Source organism: Bradyrhizobium sp. (assembly GCF_049519115.1).
GTDB lineage: Bacteria > Pseudomonadota > Alphaproteobacteria > Rhizobiales > Xanthobacteraceae > Bradyrhizobium.
Window position 1 is genome coordinate 1 of sequence record NZ_JBEKRB010000046.1, and the last position, 18,235, is coordinate 18,235.

General features: G+C 60.6%; 29 protein-coding genes. 9 read left to right on the forward strand and 20 right to left on the reverse strand.

The features are described from left to right. Positions 1–185: 185 nt before the first annotated feature. Positions 186–443, reverse strand: a complete 258-nt coding sequence (brnA, locus tag ABSE61_RS27450; protein ID WP_423874291.1) for a type II toxin-antitoxin system BrnA family antitoxin — start codon at positions 441–443, stop codon at positions 186–188. Next, positions 430–729, reverse strand: coding sequence for a BrnT family toxin (locus tag ABSE61_RS27455; RefSeq protein WP_423874292.1), 300 nt, complete (start codon positions 727–729; stop codon positions 430–432). The genes brnA and ABSE61_RS27455 overlap by 14 nt, the downstream gene beginning before the upstream one ends. Positions 730–776: 47 nt before the next feature. Between ABSE61_RS27455 and ABSE61_RS27460 the strand changes: the two genes are divergently transcribed. Continuing rightward, on the forward strand, positions 777–2,000 hold the full coding sequence (locus ABSE61_RS27460; protein ID WP_423874293.1) for a lytic murein transglycosylase: 1,224 nt from the start codon (positions 777–779) through the stop codon (positions 1,998–2,000). Positions 2,001–2,119: 119 nt separating this feature from the next. On the opposite strand, the gene ABSE61_RS27465 is transcribed toward ABSE61_RS27460, so the two are convergent. Then, on the reverse strand, positions 2,120–2,383 hold the full coding sequence (locus tag ABSE61_RS27465) for a hypothetical protein (RefSeq protein WP_423874294.1): 264 nt from the start codon (positions 2,381–2,383) through the stop codon (positions 2,120–2,122). Positions 2,384–2,638: 255 nt separating this feature from the next. After that, positions 2,639–2,944 (reverse strand): hypothetical protein, encoded by a 306-nt coding sequence (locus tag ABSE61_RS27470; RefSeq protein ID WP_423874295.1) that lies wholly within the window; start codon positions 2,942–2,944, stop codon positions 2,639–2,641. 175 nt (positions 2,945–3,119) lie between these two features. On the opposite strand from ABSE61_RS27470, the gene ABSE61_RS27475 reads away from it, so the two are divergent. The 3 genes from ABSE61_RS27475 (at position 3,120) to bfr (ending at position 4,436) form a co-directional block, all read left to right on the forward strand. Continuing rightward, on the forward strand, positions 3,120–3,389 hold the full coding sequence (locus ABSE61_RS27475; protein WP_423874296.1) for a hypothetical protein: 270 nt from the start codon (positions 3,120–3,122) through the stop codon (positions 3,387–3,389). A 150-nt stretch (positions 3,390–3,539) separates the two neighbouring features. Continuing rightward, positions 3,540–3,815 (forward strand): (2Fe-2S)-binding protein, encoded by a 276-nt coding sequence (locus ABSE61_RS27480; protein ID WP_423874297.1) that lies wholly within the window; start codon positions 3,540–3,542, stop codon positions 3,813–3,815. Between the two features lie 135 nt (positions 3,816–3,950). Further along, positions 3,951–4,436: a bacterioferritin gene (gene bfr / locus ABSE61_RS27485; RefSeq protein ID WP_423874298.1), complete on the forward strand. Its 486-nt coding sequence runs from the start codon at positions 3,951–3,953 to the stop codon at positions 4,434–4,436. 186 nt (positions 4,437–4,622) lie between these two features. Here bfr and ABSE61_RS27490 read toward each other — a convergent pair whose 3' ends face one another. The 5 genes from ABSE61_RS27490 to ABSE61_RS27510 form a co-directional block, all read right to left on the reverse strand. After that, positions 4,623–5,228 (reverse strand): pyridoxamine 5'-phosphate oxidase family protein, encoded by a 606-nt coding sequence (locus ABSE61_RS27490; RefSeq protein WP_423874351.1) that lies wholly within the window; start codon positions 5,226–5,228, stop codon positions 4,623–4,625. Positions 5,229–5,285: 57 nt separating this feature from the next. Beyond that, positions 5,286–5,702 (reverse strand): DoxX family protein, encoded by a 417-nt coding sequence (locus ABSE61_RS27495; RefSeq protein ID WP_423874299.1) that lies wholly within the window; start codon positions 5,700–5,702, stop codon positions 5,286–5,288. A gap of 8 nt (positions 5,703–5,710) precedes the next feature. Beyond that, on the reverse strand, positions 5,711–6,064 hold the full coding sequence (locus tag ABSE61_RS27500; RefSeq protein WP_423874300.1) for a hypothetical protein: 354 nt from the start codon (positions 6,062–6,064) through the stop codon (positions 5,711–5,713). Positions 6,065–6,394: 330 nt separating this feature from the next. Beyond that, complete coding sequence (locus ABSE61_RS27505; RefSeq protein ID WP_423874301.1) at positions 6,395–7,435, reverse strand: alpha/beta fold hydrolase; 1,041 nt, start codon at positions 7,433–7,435, stop codon at positions 6,395–6,397. Positions 7,436–7,501: 66 nt separating this feature from the next. After that, positions 7,502–7,747 (reverse strand): DUF2188 domain-containing protein, encoded by a 246-nt coding sequence (locus ABSE61_RS27510; RefSeq protein WP_423874302.1) that lies wholly within the window; start codon positions 7,745–7,747, stop codon positions 7,502–7,504. 197 nt (positions 7,748–7,944) lie between these two features. Here ABSE61_RS27510 and ABSE61_RS27515 point away from each other — a divergent pair, with 197 nt between their 5' ends. Beyond that, positions 7,945–8,211, forward strand: coding sequence for a DUF2277 domain-containing protein (locus ABSE61_RS27515; protein WP_423874303.1), 267 nt, complete (start codon positions 7,945–7,947; stop codon positions 8,209–8,211). A gap of 57 nt (positions 8,212–8,268) precedes the next feature. Here ABSE61_RS27515 and ABSE61_RS27520 read toward each other — a convergent pair whose 3' ends face one another. Continuing rightward, positions 8,269–8,748 (reverse strand): collagen-like protein, encoded by a 480-nt coding sequence (locus ABSE61_RS27520; protein WP_423874304.1) that lies wholly within the window; start codon positions 8,746–8,748, stop codon positions 8,269–8,271. A 146-nt stretch (positions 8,749–8,894) separates the two neighbouring features. Here ABSE61_RS27520 and ABSE61_RS27525 point away from each other — a divergent pair, with 146 nt between their 5' ends. Beyond that, on the forward strand, positions 8,895–9,179 hold the full coding sequence (locus ABSE61_RS27525) for a hypothetical protein (protein WP_423874305.1): 285 nt from the start codon (positions 8,895–8,897) through the stop codon (positions 9,177–9,179). 7 nt (positions 9,180–9,186) lie between these two features. Here the strand turns inward: ABSE61_RS27525 and ABSE61_RS27530 are convergent, their stop codons facing one another. Next, the gene (locus ABSE61_RS27530; protein ID WP_423874306.1) at positions 9,187–9,954 is read right to left on the reverse strand and encodes an SDR family NAD(P)-dependent oxidoreductase; all 768 of its coding nucleotides are present in this window, start codon (positions 9,952–9,954) and stop codon (positions 9,187–9,189) included. A gap of 150 nt (positions 9,955–10,104) precedes the next feature. Between ABSE61_RS27530 and ABSE61_RS27535 the strand changes: the two genes are divergently transcribed. Next, complete coding sequence (locus tag ABSE61_RS27535; protein ID WP_423874307.1) at positions 10,105–10,593, forward strand: DnaJ domain-containing protein; 489 nt, start codon at positions 10,105–10,107, stop codon at positions 10,591–10,593. A 7-nt stretch (positions 10,594–10,600) separates the two neighbouring features. Here the strand turns inward: ABSE61_RS27535 and ABSE61_RS27540 are convergent, their stop codons facing one another. After that, on the reverse strand, positions 10,601–10,951 hold the full coding sequence (locus ABSE61_RS27540) for a hypothetical protein (RefSeq protein ID WP_423874308.1): 351 nt from the start codon (positions 10,949–10,951) through the stop codon (positions 10,601–10,603). 162 nt (positions 10,952–11,113) lie between these two features. Further along, a complete protein-coding gene (locus ABSE61_RS27545) occupies positions 11,114–11,278 on the reverse strand; it encodes a hypothetical protein (RefSeq protein WP_423874309.1) in 165 nt (54 codons plus the stop codon). Positions 11,279–11,808: 530 nt separating this feature from the next. On the opposite strand from ABSE61_RS27545, the gene ABSE61_RS27550 reads away from it, so the two are divergent. Beyond that, a complete protein-coding gene (locus tag ABSE61_RS27550) occupies positions 11,809–12,231 on the forward strand; it encodes a hypothetical protein (protein ID WP_423874310.1) in 423 nt (140 codons plus the stop codon). Positions 12,232–12,248: 17 nt separating this feature from the next. Here ABSE61_RS27550 and ABSE61_RS27555 read toward each other — a convergent pair whose 3' ends face one another. Both ABSE61_RS27555 and ABSE61_RS27560 read right to left on the reverse strand, forming a co-directional pair. Then, the gene (locus tag ABSE61_RS27555; protein ID WP_423874311.1) at positions 12,249–12,728 is read right to left on the reverse strand and encodes a DUF6691 family protein; all 480 of its coding nucleotides are present in this window, start codon (positions 12,726–12,728) and stop codon (positions 12,249–12,251) included. Positions 12,729–12,749: 21 nt separating this feature from the next. After that, the gene (locus ABSE61_RS27560) at positions 12,750–13,172 is read right to left on the reverse strand and encodes a YeeE/YedE family protein (RefSeq protein WP_423874312.1); all 423 of its coding nucleotides are present in this window, start codon (positions 13,170–13,172) and stop codon (positions 12,750–12,752) included. A 155-nt stretch (positions 13,173–13,327) separates the two neighbouring features. On the opposite strand from ABSE61_RS27560, the gene ABSE61_RS27565 reads away from it, so the two are divergent. Next, a complete protein-coding gene (locus tag ABSE61_RS27565) occupies positions 13,328–13,762 on the forward strand; it encodes a hypothetical protein (RefSeq protein ID WP_423874313.1) in 435 nt (144 codons plus the stop codon). Positions 13,763–13,811: 49 nt separating this feature from the next. Here the strand turns inward: ABSE61_RS27565 and ABSE61_RS27570 are convergent, their stop codons facing one another. The 5 genes from ABSE61_RS27570 to thiC all read right to left on the reverse strand — a co-directional run bounded on the left by ABSE61_RS27570 (position 13,812) and on the right by thiC (position 18,153). Continuing rightward, the gene (locus tag ABSE61_RS27570) at positions 13,812–14,627 is read right to left on the reverse strand and encodes an arylamine N-acetyltransferase family protein (RefSeq protein WP_423874314.1); all 816 of its coding nucleotides are present in this window, start codon (positions 14,625–14,627) and stop codon (positions 13,812–13,814) included. A gap of 147 nt (positions 14,628–14,774) precedes the next feature. Further along, positions 14,775–15,053 (reverse strand): hypothetical protein, encoded by a 279-nt coding sequence (locus tag ABSE61_RS27575; protein WP_423874315.1) that lies wholly within the window; start codon positions 15,051–15,053, stop codon positions 14,775–14,777. Positions 15,054–15,246: 193 nt separating this feature from the next. Further along, a complete protein-coding gene (locus tag ABSE61_RS27580; RefSeq protein ID WP_423874316.1) occupies positions 15,247–15,705 on the reverse strand; it encodes a GNAT family N-acetyltransferase in 459 nt (152 codons plus the stop codon). An 18-nt stretch (positions 15,706–15,723) separates the two neighbouring features. Then, the gene (locus tag ABSE61_RS27585; protein WP_423874317.1) at positions 15,724–16,224 is read right to left on the reverse strand and encodes a mismatch-specific DNA-glycosylase; all 501 of its coding nucleotides are present in this window, start codon (positions 16,222–16,224) and stop codon (positions 15,724–15,726) included. Between the two features lie 15 nt (positions 16,225–16,239). Continuing rightward, positions 16,240–18,153 carry a phosphomethylpyrimidine synthase ThiC gene (gene thiC / locus ABSE61_RS27590; RefSeq protein WP_423874318.1) on the reverse strand — a complete coding sequence of 638 codons (1,914 nt, stop codon included), beginning with the start codon at positions 18,151–18,153 and terminating at the stop codon, positions 16,240–16,242. Between the last annotated feature and the right edge of the window lie 82 nt (positions 18,154–18,235).

The window sequence follows — 18,235 nt, forward strand, 5'->3', positions numbered from 1 at the left end:
GGCGTATGACGAGGTAATACGGAGTATCAAATTCGGCGCGCACACTTGGAGCTCGTTAGGCAATCATCTCAAGGTGCTCTCGGCGGCCGTGGCTAAGAATCCCGATCGTGAGGTTGAATTCCGTGTATTTGACGATTTTCTATCCGAATTGCGCCAGCGCGGATTCGTTGATTGACCGCTCGCTGCTATCCCACCTTCTCCGCTAGCCACATCTTGATCAGTGATTGATACGGAACGTCGCGCTTGTTGGCGGCGATCTTGATCTGCTCCAGCAGGCCGGTAGGCAGCCGGATGGAAATTGCTGTCGTGGAGGGCTTCAGGTTCGGAAAGCGCACGCGCTCTGCTTTGCTCCAGTCGACGTAATCGGTGGAGTCATGGGTCTCCCAAAACTTCCGTTCTTCGGTCTCCGTTTTGAAGCGAGGGATCGTTTTAGGCTTGCTCATAGAGTTGTCGCTCCTTTCGGTTCATATCTCGCGCCGATATCACGCGGATCAGTGTTTCGTTTTCTCTCAGCGTGAAAGAGACATGTAGCGCGCGTCCCTGAATGGTCTGGCCCAAAGCATGGAAGCGCCGCTCTTCGGTGCTATGTTTCGAATTCTCGACCACGATCAGTGGATCGCCGAAAAAAATGCTTTCCGCTTCCGCCTGACTAACGTCATGTTTATCCGCACTCTTGTGGCTGTTGCCTTCGTCCCAATCGAAGCCGACAATTTTTTCAAGGCTAATCATTGTATATGATCAATATATACGGCCTTGGCCGATGGTTCAAGGTGGGCATGCTAAGGCCAGCCTTAATTCTGCTCGCGCTGTTGATCACGCCGCCCCCCGTCCACGCCGCAGCCGATCCCGCCTTCACCCAGTTCATCGCCTCGCTGTGGCCGGAAGCCGAGACACAAGGTGTTTCGCGCGCCACCTTCGATCGCGAAACCAGCGGCCTTGAACCCGATTACAAGCTGCCTGACCTGATCCTGCCCGGACGGCCCGCCACCGGCGCGCCGTCGCAGGCCGAGTTCGTGCAGGTGCCGGCCGATTACATCAAGGAAGCTTCGATCGCGCGGCTTGCCACCGAAGGGCAGAGGCTGATGGCGAAATATCGCGCCTCGCTCGACGGCATCGAAAAGCAATTTGGCGTGCCGGCTCCGATCGTGCTCGCGATCTGGGGCCGCGAGACGGATTTCGGCCGCTATACGTTGCCTTACGACGGCCTGCGCGTGTTGGCGACGCAGGCCTATGTCGGCCGGCGCAAGGATCAATACCGCGACGAATTCATCCTGGCTCTGAAGCTCATCAACGACGGCGAGGTCACGCGCAAGGATCTGCGCGCTTCATGGGCGGGCGCGACCGGGCTGACGCAGTTCCTGCCCTCCGAGTTCTACAAGCACGCGATCGATTTCGACGGCGACGGCCACAAGGACATCTGGCACTCGGTGCCGGATGCGCTGGCGTCCGCCGCCGCGCAACTCGTCAACAAGGGCTGGCAGAAGGGCGTGCGCTGGGCCTATGAGGTGACCCCGCCGGTCAATGTCGATTGCACCTCGGGCGTGCCCGAGGTGACGAAGCCGCTTCGCCAATGGCTACGTGAAGGTTTCGTGCCGGTGCGCGGGCAACAGTTAAGCGTGGCCGAGCAGGCCGAGGACGCTTCGTTGCTGCAGCCCGAAGGCATTTACGGCCCGTCTTTTTTGGCCACGAAGAACTACTTCGTGATCAAGGAGTATAATTTCTCCGATCTCTATGTGCTGTTCGTCGGCCATCTCGCCGATCGCATCGTGAGCCCGCTTGCTTTCGCCACGCCGTGGTCGGCGTCGACCCAGCTGCGCACCAAGGACGTCGAGGCGATGCAGCGCGGCTTGACGCGCATCGGACTCTACGCCGACAAGGTCGACGGCAAGGCCGGGATGAAGACCCGAGCAGCGCTTGGCGCCTATCAGAAAAAGGCGAGCCTGAAGGTGGATTGCTGGCCGAGCGAGGTCGTGCTGCGCTCGATCGAATCTGCGCGTTAAACCTTTTGTAAACGGCCTCCCCCCTTCGAGACGCGGCATGTGCCGCTCCTCAGGATGAGGCCTGAAAAGTAAAAACCCGGCCGCTGGGGCCGGGTTTTCGAAGATCAGATTAGACTAGATCAATCGCAGTACTGAACGCGGCGGTAGCGCCAGTCGTAACCATCCCAGAAGCGCTCGCGCACCCAACGGCAGGGCGGGCCCGGAGGCGCCACGTAAACCGGAGCGGGCGCTTGGCTGGCAGCAACCGCGCCGCCAACGATCGCACCGCCGACGATGCCGCCGGCAATTGCGGCGCCGAGCGCGCGCTGGGCGCTGGCCGGGGTCGTGGTGAGCGCGCCGGCGACCGTTGCGACCGCAAGGAGCGCAGCAAATGTCTTCTTCATGTTTTGGACTCTCCTGGAAAGATGCGGCGCCTGTCAGCGCCAGTGGTTAGTTATGAGGGTTAAGTTGATTCGTACGCTGACGCTGAGCCTGGAATTTACCCTGCCGCCGACGACGCGCACAACGGCCAACCAAAAGTGAACGTCCTGAAGGACATTCGTTCTAAAAACGGTTTTTTCAGGCCTTTATTCCCGGGCGTTTTCGAAATCATGCGGAACTAGCAGCTAGCTCCGCATGATTTAATGAAGATGAACAGCTTAGCCGCAAACTCGAACGCGGCGGATGCGCCAACCGTAGCCATCCCAGAAGCGCTGACGCTGCCAGTAACAGCCATAAGGATCCTCAGCCGCGACATAGGCCGGGCCGCCGTAGTAGGGGCGGGGTCCGTAATATCCCGGACCTGGGCCGTAGTAGTAAGGATTCGCAACGGCGCTGCCGACGATGGCGCCGCCGATAATTCCGCCGGCAATCGCCGCGCCCAAGGCGCGTTGAGCATGGGCGGGCGCCGAGGCCGAGAAGGCCAGGGTGGCAAGAGTGGCCAGCGCCACCAGCATTTTCCTCATGGCATCACCTTTCTGATTAAACACGAGACTGCGCATTCCAAGCTGTCCGTCCCCCAAACGTTCCATATTCCACTTGAATGATCAATGAACGGCGCAGTCATAATGCCGGCTCAATCCAGCAGTGTTGCGAAACAATTGTGCATTGCACAAAGAGCTATCATGGAAGGAGACGGGGGTGAAGGACGGGCTATTGGCGGGCGTCGTCGTCGGCGGCGCAGTTTTTGTCTGCTGGATCGTGCTGCGGGACCAGCGCCGCAAAGATCAGCACCGCGGATCGGGCTATGACGGCTCGTCCGGCTCCGATGCCGGTGGCGAAGGCGGCGATCACGGCTGGTTCAGTGGTCACGGCCACTCCGGGGATCACGGCGGCGCCGATGCCGGCGGTAGTGATGGCGGCGGCGGTGATGGCGGTGGTGGTGACGGCGGCGGGGGTGGTGGCGATTGACCCGTCGGCCACTTTAGATTCATTCCAGTGTGACCGGGCTATCAGTTTGGAATTGTTTCAAAACGCTGCTTTTTGCTTTGCATCCGGTTGCATCCGGCGCGCCCATTCAATATCGAAAAGGTCCACATTCTCGATGGGCTTGCTGCTGTAATGATCGTCTGTTCCTGCAACGTGCTTAGCGACCAAGATGTCCGTAGTGTCGTCGAGAGTTCGCAACACCTTCCCCGCAATGCCAAGCAGATTTACGGCTGTCTCGGATGCAGTGCCGAGTGCGGCCGTTGCGCGCGCACGATCAAGACCATCATCGACGAAGCGTTAGGCGCCTGTGCCAAGGCCTGCTGCGCCGGTTGTCCGCACAGCCATAGTCACGGTCATGGCCAAACCGGCTCACACGCACCTGCCGATTTCGCCATCGCGGCGAGCTGACGGCCTCATATCATATTGAATAGTTGTCCCTTTTGTCGTTTGGGCAAAAGGGTTGCTCCTGCTCGAGATCTCATTTAGAAATGTTCTAAATTACCGCGTGAGACCCGGTCCGCGGTCTTCCAACCGGAGTGCATCATGCAAGGCGACGCCAAGGTCATCGACTATCTCAACAAGGGTTTGCGCCACGAACTCACGGCCATCAATCAGTACTGGCTGCATTACCGGCTCCTGAACAATTGGGGCCTGCTGGAGATGGCCAAGGTCTGGCGCAAGGAATCCATCGAGGAGATGGAGCACGCCGACAAGTTCACCGATCGCATCCTGTTTCTCGACGGCTTTCCCAACATGCAGGTGCTCGATCCCTTGCGGATCGGCCAGAACGTCAAGGAAATCATCGAGTGCGATCTGGCGGCCGAGCACAGCGCGCGCAACCTCTATCAGGAAGCCGCAACCTACTGCCACAGCGTCAAGGACTATGTCTCGCGCGACCTGTTCGAGAAGCTGATGAAGGACGAGGAACACCACATCGACTTCCTCGAGACCCAGCTCGACCTGATCGGGCGGGTCGGCCTCGAACTCTATACGCAGAAGCATATCGGCGGGCTCGAGAGCGGGAGCTGACGGCTACTCCAACGCGTCGTCCCTGCGAACGCAGGGACCCATACCGCGGAATCTTTCGATAGAGCGCTCTGCGCAACGCTCTTTGCACTAATGCTGCTGTGGTTATGGGTCCCGACTCGCACTCGCTCTGGACAACGCTTTGCGTTGCTACAAGCTCGCTTGGCCGGGACGACAGCGGTGAGATGCTTACAACTGCGTCTTGTAACGCGCTTCAACTTCGACCTGCGTTTCCGCTTCGCCGAGGCTGGTCTGGTCGTGGATCACCTGGCTGATCGAAGGAAACACCTCGCGTTCGACCTGGGTGTCCCTCGACCATAGCTTGGAGCGCATCAGGGCTTTGCCGCAATGGAAATAGGCTTCCGCGACGTCGATGCGCAGCACGGCGCGCGGCAGCTTACCGAATTCTTTCATCGCTTCGAGCAGCGCGGGGTCGGTCGTGATCGTGCCGCTGCCGCCGACGCGCAGGGTCTCGTCGATGCCGGGCACGAAAAAGATCAGCTGCAACAGGCCCGAACCCTCGACGATGTTTTTAAAACTGTCGATTCGGTTATTGCCGGGGCGATCGGGCATCAGCAGCGTATGCGGCCCCTCGACATGGATAAAGCCGGGATGGCCGCCTCGCGGCGAGGCGTCGACGCTGCCGTCGGAGCCTGACGTCGCGAGCACGCAGAACGGCGACATCTCGATGAATTTTCGGGCGTGAATATCGATCTCCGGCCGTGCTTTGGCGATCACGCGCGCGGTCGGAGCCGGGTAGATCGTCTTGAGGTCGTCGGCGCAAAAGTCGCTCACCATCGCTCTCCGAAATCACAAAGGCGAACGCAAATTATCACCGCCGCGAAACGGCAGCTACCCCAAATCCTGCCGCCACGGCCAGTTGATAATATCAGCGCTGAACAGCGCCCACCACACCAGTACGGGTTGGAAGGCGAGCCGGGGGCCGTGATAGAGCCAGCTGCCCGCGATATACGGCAGGTCGATGCCATCGATGGCGTGCTTGAAATTGGCCGGCCACACGCAAATCGCATAGGCCGCAAGCGCAAATCCGGCCCAGCGCCGCAACGGCCGCGTCACCAGCGCGATTGCGCCAGCCAGTTCACATAAGCCGGTCGCGAAGATGACTTGCGGCGCGAACGGCACCCATGACGGCGTGATCGCGAGCAATTGATCCGGCGCGACAAGATGGGCGATGCCGGCGGCGGCATAGAATGCCGCCATCACCCATCGCATGACGGCGCGCGCAGTCGAGAAACGATCGAATTGCATGGCGTGCTTCAGACCGCGTCCGCCGGTACGAAGCAAGAGATCACGATGCCGCCGCGATGATGGACGTACCACACCACGGCCTGACCCACCGGGTTGCCGCGGTCGCGAATGATGGCATGGGAAGGCACTTCCATCCACTGGCCTTCGATCGGCACCCAATAGGCGCCGGCGCGAAAATCATATTCGGTGGTATGGCCGTCGGAGATGTCGCAGCAGGGGACGCCGTTCGGCGCCATCACGCCCTTGAACCAGGCGCGGATATCGGCGGGGACATTTTCATACTGGCCGTTGTCGAAGGCGAGCGCGGTGCCCGCACACGCGCAACAGGCGGCCAGCAAGGCGATTGGCGCGAACCTCCGCATTCGATCCTCCACACGCTATCAGGCGAATCAAACAATGCGATTAGGCCCGAGCTCGCTTGCGGATGCACGCTCAAATAATATGCGTTTGATATGAGTTGGCGGCGCAGCGTAAATTGATGCGGCGCGAAATGACTGGCTTCTCCACATCGCGCGCGAAGGCGCCAGCGTCACTAGTGTCCCGATTCCGAAGTTCGTAGCATTTTACGGAGCCACGTTTCGAACTTCGGAATCGAAAGGAAGCTAGCAAACCTATTGATCTAGTGTGACTTTGGTTCAGAAGTCCGCATAACGAACTCGCGGCACAATGATGCGGACTTCTGAACCGCCACACTAGCGCAGCAATTCTTCCAATTGCTGTTTGTAGAATTTCGCGCTTCCCGTGGTGCCGTGGCCGCGCGTCTCGATGGAAGCCGGTATCAAATAGAGCTTGCCGTTCTTGATCTGCTTGATCGCGTCAACCGTGACGCCAGTTTCCGGCGGGTTGCGCTCGTCGTCCGCCGAGTTGATCGCAAGCAGCGTCGCCTCGATCCTCGAAAGCCGCGCGGACGCATCGTAGTCGTGCGAGGCCTGCCACTGATAGATGAAATCATTGGCGTCAGTTGTCACCGGTGCTGCCAGCCGTTCGTCGATCATGCGATCTGCCTGCTCTGCCGTCGGCGCCTGGTTCTGATAAGCGAGGGTGCCGCCGGAACTGGCAAAGCCGTACGCCGCGACGGCATATTTCATCATTCGTGGCTGGCTTACATAGTTGCCGTCGTTGTAGCCGGGGTCGTTGCGAATGGTCTCGATCATCATCCGCCGCAAGATCCAGTTGCGCGCCGCCATCGCGGCCGGCTGCGAGGCCATCGGCACCACAATGTCCATCATGTCCGGATATTTTTCGGCCCAAAGCCAGGCATGCATGCCGCCCATGGAATTTCCGATCACAAGCCGCAGGTGCTTGATGCCGAGGCCTTCCTTCACCAGGCGAAATTGCGCCTCGACCATGTCGTCGTAATTGTAGTTCGGAAATGCCGTCTTCATCCCGTCTGAGGGTTTGGAGGATTTTCCGTGGCCGATGCCGTCGGGAATGATGATGAAGTATTTCGAAGCGTCGAGCGGCTGGCCTCTTCCGAACAATTCGCCGGCAAAGGCCGGCGTCAGCATGCTGGCGGCTGAGCCGCCGGAGCCGTGCAGTACCAGCAACGGCTGGCCGGTCGGCTCGCCAACGGTGGTGTAGTGAAGCCTCAACTCCTTCATCCACTCGCCGCTGTGGAATTTGAAATCCAGGGCGATAAAGTCGGCCTGTCGGGGCGGTGGATACTCCGCGGCCATTGCTGCCGAAGAGATGGCAGCCAAGATCACAGGCAGCACCAGCCGCAGAGCTCTCATGGCGTCGTCCTCACGTGATGGCGTGTCTTGTTGTGATTTGTCTTATGGTTTGCCTTAAGGCTTGTCTTAGGGCTTGTCCTGGACATCGGTCTCCGGGCGATCGCTGCCGGCAGCCGTCTCGGTGTGCCATTTGCCGTCGGCGGTCTCGTATTCGATCGCCTCGGTGCGTCCGGGCACGCGCTGTTCGGCAGCGGCGCGCCGGGCGGCGGCCAACGCCTTGGCGTGGGTCGGAAAGCTTTCCGAGAACACACCATCGACGGTATAGGCCCAGCCGCCATCATGCTCGACGATCTTGTAGGTGACATGGCTCATCGGGAACTTGCCTTTCGTGGTTCAGCCGGGCTTACGGAAAGCAAGCGCGCCGGTTATTCTACGACAAAATGGGCAGTGAGCCAGCCGGTTGCCATCCGGCTAGTGCCCCGATTCCGAAGTTCGTAGCATTTCGGGGAGCCACGTTTCGAACTTCGGAACCGCCACACTTGCAACCTTTCGCAAAAGGGGAAATCAAAATGTGCCGAAACATCAAGACGCTGTTCAACTTTGAGCCGCCGGCGACGGATGACGAAATTAACGCCTCCGCCCTGCAATTCGTGCGCAAGCTGTCCGGCTTCAACAAGCCGTCGCAGGCCAATGAAGCTGCCTTCGACCGCGCGGTCGAAGAAGTCACCGCTGCCGCGCATCGGTTGCTGACTTCGCTGCATACCCACGCGCCGGCGCGTGACCGCGCAACGGAAGCCGAGAAGGCCAAGGAGCGTTCGCGGTTGCGCTTCGGCTAACGTCTCTGGTTCAGCGTTAGATAAGGATTTGCGATGGTCCGTGTCCCTTGAAGCGCACTACTTCTTGTCTTTATGCTTCTTCTCTTTGTCCTTCTTGTCCTTGTGTTTCTTGTCCTTGTGCTTCTTGTCCTTTTTCTTGGGGTGTTCGTCGTCCTCTTCGTCGAACATGTCGTCGTCGGGTTCGGTAAGGGCTGCTTGCGTCGAGGCCTCGCGTTCGGCAGTCTCAGCGGCCTCGATCGCCTCTCGTTCGCGCTGGCGCTTGTAGTCTTCGTAGGCATCGAACAATAAATGCAGCCACGGCATCGCCTGTTCGATCGACGGTAACTGGCCGGCCGGACCGGCTTCGCCGCGCGGACCCTTTTCGCCTTGTACGCCCGGCTTTCCCTGCGGACCGGCTTCACCGCGTTTGCCTTGCAGTCCGGCTTTTCCCGGCTTGCCTTGCGGTCCCGGCTTGCCGCTCGGGCCTGCGGGACCGGGCCGGCCGGGATGCCCCTGCGGTCCGGGCGGTCCGCGTCGGCCGGCGGTGTTGTTTGCCACGTGCTTAACTCCTGGTGAATTTCTCAACTGTTTAGCAGACGATGAATGGCACCAGCAATTCTACGGGAGAGTGATCAACATCAATCGTAAACCTCGCCGGCCGTAGTATGAGCGAAAGTAGCGGGTCCTGGTGCGAGGAAAAAACAATGAATGAAGGCTGGAAGGTGTTTTGGTTGTTCTCGATCGTATTCGCCGCAGCCTTCGGCGCCGAGCGGACGTTCGTGCCTGACATCGTGCCGGTCGCGTTCGCCGACGTGCCGCAGCCTTTGTGGGCGGTCGGGACAGCGGTGGTGTTGCGCGCGCTCGAACTGATATCAGGCAGCGTGTCGCTGATTGCGCTGATCTTAATGTGCGGCGTCTGGGCCGAGCACTTGCGGCAGGTTCAGCTCCACGCACAGGACAGGCTGAAGGCCCGGTTCATCGAAAAGTAGCGCTGCGTCAAATCGCGCGGTAGCCGCCATCCGCCATCACGATCGATCCCGTGACATAGGCTGACAGGTCGGAGGCGAGGAAGATCGCCGGTCCCACGATGTCTTCGGGTTTACCGGCGCGCCCCAACGGGGTGTGATCGATGAAAATCTTCACCAGCTCCGGACTGTTGGCGCGCGCCGCGGCATTGAGCGGCGTTTCGATCAGGCCGGGGCCGATCGCATTGACGCGCACGCCGAACTTGCCGAGTTCGGCGGCCAACGCGCGGGTAAAGCCGAGCACGCCATGCTTGGAGGTGGTGTAGGCCGGCGAGTTCGGCGTGCGCACATGCACAAAGGACTGGATCGAAGCAATATTGACGATGCGGCCCTTGGCGGCGCGAAGCGGCTCGAGGAAGGCATGCGTCACGTTGAAAACGCCGTTGAGATTGATCGAGATAATATCTTCCCAATCCTTGATCACGGCCGCAGCCTCGCCGGTAAACGCGTTGCGGCGGTTGATGCCGGCATTGTTGACCAGGATCGAAACGCGCCCGACCCGTTCACCGACGCTTTTGGCAACTACCACGCAATCCTCGCGCTTCGTGACGTCAAGGCGGAAACTTGAGGCACGGCCGCCTTCGCGACGGATTTCCTCCGCGGCCTCTTCGGCGGCCTGTTCGTTAATATCGAGCAGCGCGACCTCGGCGCCTTCGCGGGCATAACCGGCCGCGATCGCGCGGCCGATGCCGGACGCGGCACCGGTGACAACAGCAATATGGTGTTCGAGCAGGGCCATGAGATTTTTCCTTGAGATCTTCCTTGAAATCTTCTTTGGGGTTTTCTTCGAGCCTTGAGATTTTCCCAACAGGTTAATTCAAATCCGCGCCAACAGAAACGAAAACCGTAAGTCGGGCGTAGTATGGAAATGGCCTACGGTACGCGTGTCATGGAAAGACGTCTGGCGGAGTGGAAGACTGAGCTCGATCGCATCTGGTCGGCGCATGCGCCGGACTACGTTGAGGCGGTGCGGCTCGCGCAACAAATTGCGGGCAGCGTCGAAGAGGAAATGCTGCGTCAGGCCGCTTCCCAGGCGCTGCCGATCTTGCGCCGCGCCACGGACGAGGATGCCGACCACACCACGCACGAAGCCGCGCGGCGGCGGATCGCCATCATTCGCGAGGTCCTGTCGGCGCTTACCACGCCACAATTCGGCCGGCGAACGGCGGCGCGGAAAATCCTGACGGCGGAGGAACGTTGCCGCGAGCTTTTGGGCTTGCCACTCGACCGCCGCTTGTCCGAGGGCGAAATTCACCGCGCCTATAAGCTACTGGCCAAGCGCGCCCACCCGGACGCAGGCGGCGATGCGGAAGCCTTCCTGAAAATATCGGCCGCGCATGAGGTGCTGATGAAGGAGCGGCGAATGCCGCGTCACTGACCGGTGTTCAGTGGTAACGGGCCCGGTCGTGATAGAAGGGTAGGCAGCTTTCCCGGATTCGCGCATCGCCCTCATCATCGAGAAAGACGACGTCGAGATGCGCCTCGGTGTTGAACAGCGCCCCGAAGACGCGGTCCATCTGCAACGCGAGCTTCCCGCTCTCTTTTTTGTCGTGAGTCACAAGACCAAGCATGACGCCGCCGGCGATGCCGCCGGTGTTTGCGCGGACGAGATAGGCTCGCGCAACGGTCGCGCTGAGATCGAGCAGCACGGAAATCGCTTCCTTGAGCCGCAGCTCGTGAGCGCCATCCCGTTCGCCGATAAAGCCAACCGTGGATCTGGAGAACTGATGGAGCAATCAAGCCTCCCGTTGAAGAAAAGAGAAAATGGGCAGGATGCATAACGCGCACCCGTGCCCATCGTTCCAGTTCGTTGAGTTAATTGGGCATGATCTCCGCGCAAACGCGCTTCGCGTTTGTTGCGAGGGAAAACCGGTGCCCACTTTTCCGGATCATGCGGCTTACAGCGTGCAGTAGTGCTTGTTCATCAGCCAGCCCTTGACGGCGACCGCCCGCTCGTAGGTCGGCTGGCGATGGGTCATGACAGTGTAGTGCGTCGGCCACGGGTTGGTCCGGAAGCCGTTGTCCCAGACCTGGCAGAAGCCGGTGTCCGCATAGCGGATCACATGGAAGGGGGCGGCTGCCGCCGGGCTCGCGGCGGCAAACGCAGTGGCGGCGACAATGGCCGCAGCAGCAAGGGTGCGGATGTGATGCAGGGGTTATCTCCTGATGGGGTAATTGTGTTTCTCTGCCAGTCCCGTTGAAGAGGGCCTTGTGCGGAGGTTGTGTCGTTCGGACCTGTGGGATCGACCCGAATGCCCTTGAGTGTCGTCGACCGCAGAAGTGGTTCAATCAATCGGGTTCCAGTGCCCACTTTCCGAAGTTCGTGCTCTATCTCAGCGCCCACCGTCGCGAACTTCGGAAAGTCATGGGCACTAGCAAACTTATTGAATCTAGTACCGCTTTATCGATCTGAAGTCCCTGATCGAACTCGCCGCTTGTGGTGCAGGGACTTCAGATCGGCGGTACTAGTATGGCTTCAAAATGGTTTCTTCTGGGAGGTTGCAAAGCCGCTTGCGTTGGAGCAAAAGCGACGTCCGTTGGCGCATGGCGCGGGCCTTAAGGGGACACGATCGGCCGGGACGGGAGGATTGAGATGAGTGCTGCGACCGAGGAAAAGATTAACCCTGTCGAGCCCGTGCGGCTGCATCAGGCGCTCGGTATTTACCAGTCGGCGCTCATTGCCGGCGAGCCGGACGCCGGCGGGGAAGGCGCGGCATCGCCGGATGAACCCGCGAGCCTGCGCGCCATGCTCGCGGTGAAGCGAGAATTTCCTGACCCGAAAGAGTATCTGAGCCTCAGCCTTCGGCTGCAGCGCTTCACGGAAATCGTCAGCGACAAGAAGCTGCTTAAATGGGGCATGGTCGAGCACTCGGAAGGCGGCCTCGAAGTTCACGATGCGGTCGTCAACGCGCTCGCGGCTGCGCCCTTCCGCAAATCCGGCGTGCTCGACAAGGACGTCTTTCACGAGCTGGTCAAGGCCGAATACACCCGGCTGGAAGCGGCGGAGAAGGCGTAAGGACCGTCAGCACCGGGTCACCCGTCCGAGGGTGCCGCGACGGCCGTGCCGGGCGGCGGGCCTTTTGCGGCATCGAGTGCGGCATTCCGGCGGTGCCACAGTTCGTAGCCGAACATCCCAACGACCATCGCTGCGACGAAGACGAGGATCGGCGCGCTGAGGCCTGCAAGATTGACGAGCGCCGGCCCCGGACAGATTCCGGACAGTCCCCAGCCGATCCCAAACAGCGCCGAACCGATGACAAGTGGCGCATCGATGTCACTACGCGCCGGCCATGAAAAATGGGAGGCGAGAACGGGTGCGCTGCGACGGCCCGCCAGCGCGAAGCCGATGGCAGCCACAGTGACCGCGCCGGCCATTACGAAGGCCAGCGTCGCGTCCCACGCTCCGAAAATATCGAGGAAGCCGAGCACTTTTGCAGGCTCGGTCATGCCGGAGATCAAAAGACCCAGCCCGAAGACAAGGCCGCCAACAAAGCTTGCGATCATGAGCGCCATGGCATCATCCCTCAAATGACATCATCCCCCAAAACCGTGACGAATAAGCGCCACCGTTGCGACCGCAACGCCCATGAACACGATGGTAGCAACGATCGAGCGTGTCGAAAACCGGGCAAAGCCGCAGACGCCGTGACCGGAGGTGCAGCCATTGCCCATCCGGCTGCCGAAGCCGAACAGAAGGCCCGCGACCGCAAACAGAACCAGATTTGACGAGGCGAGGTGGGCAGGCGACGGCGCCCCGATCAAGGGGGCGATGATGGCGGCTGCAATCAGCCCCGCGATGAAGGCCGCCCGCCAGGCGCGGTCGGCGCCTGAGATCAGCGCGCCGCCGAGAATGCCGCTGACGCCGGCAAGGCGCCCCGTCAACAGCATCAGCATCGCGCCGGCAAGTCCGATCAGGGCACCGCCGAATAATCCGCTGAGCGGCGTGAAATGATGCATCTTCTGCCTCCCGTTGCGAGCCACGACCTACGAATTGCCACGATAGGGGCCCGGCTGCCGGCCGCCAATGCCTTTTTGCCGGCGCTTTCGACCGGTTAAAGTCCCGCCGCCGTACGATTCTATTGCTTTTGAACCTTAAACTTGGGGGGAAACCTATGAGATTGTCATCCACCATTCGCACGACCCTTCTCGCGCTTGTTGCTTTCGCTGGTCTTTCGTCGGCCGCGCGCGCCGACGAAGGTTATGTGCAACTCACGATCATCAAGGCCGGATGGATCATCGGCGGCAACGGCGGCAGCGGGGTGCTGGATTTCCATGGCCGCCGTTATTCGCTCGGGATCGGCGGGATCGATTACGGCCTGGTGTTCGGCGGATCGCGCGCCGTGCTGCGCGGCCGCGTGCATAACATCTGGCGGCCGTCCGATATCGCCGGCGTCTATGCGGCGGGCGGCGCGGGCATTGTGGTCGGCGGCGGCGTTCGCGGTATCGCGATCACCAACGCCAAGGGTGTGGTGCTCGAACTCGCGGGCTCGCAGATCGGCTTGATGGCGAATGCCGATTTGAGCGGCTTAGCGATTTCGATACGCTAGCCTTTGGTGGTCGTCCCTGCTCAAGCCCGGAACGACGTGCGGAGAGGATCTAGCCGCCGGTGCGCCCGAAAATTTCTTCAGGCCGCACCGGCGGCGTCACTTTGAAGACATCACGCATCGCCTCGCCTAACTCGCCGGCGTTTTGCAGCGTGCGTTCGGCAACGACTTCGCCGTCGCGCGCCTCGGTCGAGAGTCGACGATTGATCAGCTTGAAGCGCTGACGGCCGGCGATCCGCTCCATGACCAGCCGAGTGGTGAACGGCACCAGCGGACTGGTCGAGGTGAACCAGTTGCCGAGTTCGTAGTCGGCCTGGATTTGCGGCTGCAGGTCGAAGACGTACATGTCCCGCCACCCGGCCTGCCGTTTAGCGCTGAGCAGGAACAGGCCATCCGATGCCGTGAGCCGGTAGGTGCCGAGCGCGGTGGTCTGCTCGATATCGGTTTTCAGTTGCAGCGGCGCGTCGAGGAGACAGGCGCCAAAGCCGACATCGACCAGATAAGCGCCGTCGGCGAGATCGACCTTCAGCGTCATATGCGTCTTCGGCCCGAGCGGACTGCCGGGCGGGGCGATCCAGCGCGGCCGGCCGGCGAGCCCGGTGACCTGAAAGCCGATGGCGTCAAGTGCTGATCCGAATAATAGATTGTGCTCGAAACAATAGCCGCCGCGGCTTCCGTCGACGAGCTTGGCCTGCACGGAGGCGAGGTCGAGCCTCACGGGGCGGTGGAGCAGCGGATCGATGCCCTCGAACGGGATCGCCTCGAGATGCGCAGCCTGAAGGGCTTTGAGCGTTTCGAGGCCGACCGAGCGTGCGCCTGCGTAACCGATCCGCGTCAGATAGTTTTCCAGCCGAAAAGCGCCTGACATGATCTGCCCCTGTGCTGGAAATATTATTTCATGTCAGTGGCGTCAAAACCAGAAGGCCGGGCAATTGCCCGGCCTCTAGGCTCGATCGATAATGGCTTGATCGACAGTACGCCCGCGACCCGAAGGGGCCGCTTGGCCTCATCCTGCTCAGAGCGTGCAATGGCGGCTCTGCCGCATGTTTTCCTGGATTCCTGCGGCTTCGGTGAAGGTCGGCACCGGCTTGCTGACGACCGTATAGTCAGAGAAGAAGTGCCACGGCTTTTCCTGAAGATCCGTATTCCAGATCGTGCAGACGCCGGTGTTATTCCAGCGGATGACGTAATAGCCATTTTCCGGAGCACGCATGTGCTTCGCGAAGGCGGCGCCCGAGACAAGGGTCGTGGCGGCGATGGTGACGGCGGCACAGAAAGCGGAAACGCGACGCATGAAAGATCTCCCCATTGGATATTGAGATGTTGTCCTCATACCGCATCGGCCATCATGAGGCCAAGCGATTCCCATCGTAAGTGATGGCGTTGACGCGCAGGTGGTGCGGCAAAAGCACGGCTTTTGCAATTAGAAAAGGCGTGATCTCGGGGCGGCAAAGCGAATTTTGACGGGTGTTGCAGCCAGCAGCTCGCTAGAGCATCATCTTGTAACCGACGTGGGACGGCTCAAAGCCCAGCCTGTCATAGAAACGATGAGCATCCGTTCGTGACTTGTCGGTCGTCAATTGAACGATCCCGCAACCCTCACGCCGGCATTTTTCCAGAACCCAGGCGAACATGGCTTCTCCAATCTTCTCGCCGCGCCGGTCGCTTGCCACGCGTACCGCTTCAATCAGGCCACGCTTCAACCCGCCGCGGGCGAGGCCAGCGATAAACGTCAACTGAAGCGTCCCGACAATCTCGCCCCCGTTGTCGACGACCAGCAGAAACTGGTTTGCATCGGCGTCGATGACGCGAAAAGCGTCCAGATATCGCGGGAGGCTTTCTGGCCCGAGTGTTTCCCGCGCTGCGCCGAGCTTGTCGTCGGCAAGCATCTTGATGATGGCCGGTACGTCGGCTTCGACCGCACGGCGGAAGGTCAGGTTGGGCATCGGTGGTCCTCAAACAGTTTAAGTGTCTCTGATCCAATCGGCCAACTCCTGCCATGGCCGTACGGACCAATGGCCGGCCGCGGCGCCGGAAGGCGAGGCCAGCACGAAGACCTCGGGAAAGTCTTGATCGAGCGGCTGCCGGCCCAACGCAATCGTTTTCGTCGACCGTCCATAGAAGAGACTTGCGGCCTTCTTGCTGGTGAAGGCGATCGTCTTTGGTCGATGACGGCGCACCTTCTCGCGGAAAGCCCGGACGTCGATGGGAAAATTGAGGGCCGTATGATCCATTCCCGCACCGGTCTTGCACATGTCGGTGAAACCGATGCGGAGGTCCAACAGGTTCGGAAATTCATGCGGTTGATATTGGCGCGGCGTTATGCCGATTTCGTGGATCGTGCGCCAGAAGCGATTGCCGGGATGGGCGTAATAATGGCCCACGTCGGCTGACCGCTGCCCAGCAGCGGTGCCGACGAAGACCAGCTTTAGATCATCCCGGAGCAAGTCAGGAAGTTTTTCCACGGCGTTCCGCGTACTTCAAAACGCCTTGTTGCTCTCCTTGACCTTGTCCGCGTCGAGATAGACGCTTGAGCCCATTTCCTTGAACTTGGCGCTCATCTGCGCCATGCCTTTTTCGATTTCAGACGGGATTTGATCGCCTTCGGCTCCAAATCCCTTTTGCTCTTGGTCGTTCAACGTCGCCGCGTAGTCGCGTACGTCCTGCGTGATCTTCATCGAGCAGAATTTGGGGCCGCACATCGAGCAGAAATGTGCAACCTTGTGCGCGTCCTTTGGCAGCGTCTCGTCGTGGAATTTGCACGCGGTCTCCGGATCGAGCCCGAGGTTGAACTGATCTTCCCATCGGAAGTCGAACCGCGCGCGCGACAGTGCGTCGTCACGCAGTTGCGCCGCCGGATGGCCCTTGGCGAGATCGGAGGCGTGCGCCGCGATCTTGTAGGTGATGACGCCGACCTTGACGTCGTTGCGGTCGGGCAGCCCCAAATGCTCCTTCGGCGTCACGTAACAAAGCATCGCGCAGCCGAACCAGCCGATCATCGCTGCACCAATGCCCGACGTGATATGGTCATAGCCCGGCGCGATGTCGGTCGTGAGCGGCCCGAGCGTGTAGAACGGCGCCTCGCCGCACTCCTTGAGCTGCTTGTCCATGTTGATCTTGATCTTGTGCATCGGCACATGGCCGGGACCTTCGATCATCACCTGGCAGCCTTTGTCCCATGCGATCTTCGTGAGTTCGCCGAGCGTTTCCAACTCGGCAAATTGCGCGCGGTCGTTGGCGTCCGCGATCGAACCCGGCCGCAGGCCGTCACCGAGCGAGAACGACACATCGTATTTGCGCATCAGGTCGCAGATCTCGTCGAAGTGGGTGTAGAGGAAGCTTTCCTTGTGATGCGCTAGGCACCACTTCGCCATGATCGAGCCGCCGCGCGACACGATGCCGGTGACGCGGTTGGCGGTCAAGTGAATGTACGGCAGGCGCACGCCGGCGTGGATGGTGAAATAGTCGACGCCCTGTTCGCACTGTTCGATCAGCGTGTCCTTGTACAGCTCCCAGGTCAGCTTGACGGGATCGCCGTCGCACTTCTCCAGCGCCTGATAGATCGGTACCGTTCCGATCGGTACCGGCGAGTTGCGCAGGATCCATTCGCGCGTGGTGTGGATGTTGCGCCCGGTCGAGAGGTCCATCACGGTGTCGGCGCCCCAGCGGATCGCCCACACCATCTTGTCCACTTCCTCTTCCACCGACGACGTCACCGCCGAGTTGCCGATATTGGCGTTGATCTTGGTGAGGAAGTTGCGGCCGATGATCATCGGCTCGAGTTCGCCGTGGTTGATGTTCGATGGAATAATCGCTCGTCCGCGCGCGATCTCGCTGCGGACGAACTCCGGCGTGACAAAAGCTGGCACCGAAGCGCCAAAGCTTTCGCCGTCGGCCAAGGCTGCTTCGGCGCGCTCCAACTGTTGTTGACGTCCGAGATTCTCGCGCTCGGCGACATAGATCATCTCCTTGGTGATGATGCCGGCGCGGGCGAATTCAAGCTGCGTGATCTTGTGGCCGTCAAGCCCGCGCAACGGCTGGTGATGCGCGTTGAAGGCCTTGGCCGCGTGCGCGGTGCCGACATTGCCGTTGTCTTCGGGCTTGACGCTGCGGCCTTCGTACTGCTCGACGCCGCCGCGCTCTTTCACCCAGGCAGTACGCTGACGCGAAAGCCCGGCATTGACGTCGATAACGACGCTGGGGTCGGTGTAGGGACCGGAGGTGTCGTATACGGGAAGGTTCGGCTCGCCGGCGCCTTCGGAGAGAATGATCTCGCGCAACGGCACGCGCAGATCGCTCGCCGCTTGCGGCGTTGCGAAGATCTTGCGTGAGGAGGGCAACGGGCCCGTGGTCACGGCGGGAAGGGTCGTGTCGGGGTTGGGACGAATGTTCATGGGGTCCTCCTTACCAATTGTGGTGCGCACAAGCGCTTGTTGTCGTCATTGCGAGCGTCAGCGAAGCAATCCAGAATCGTAG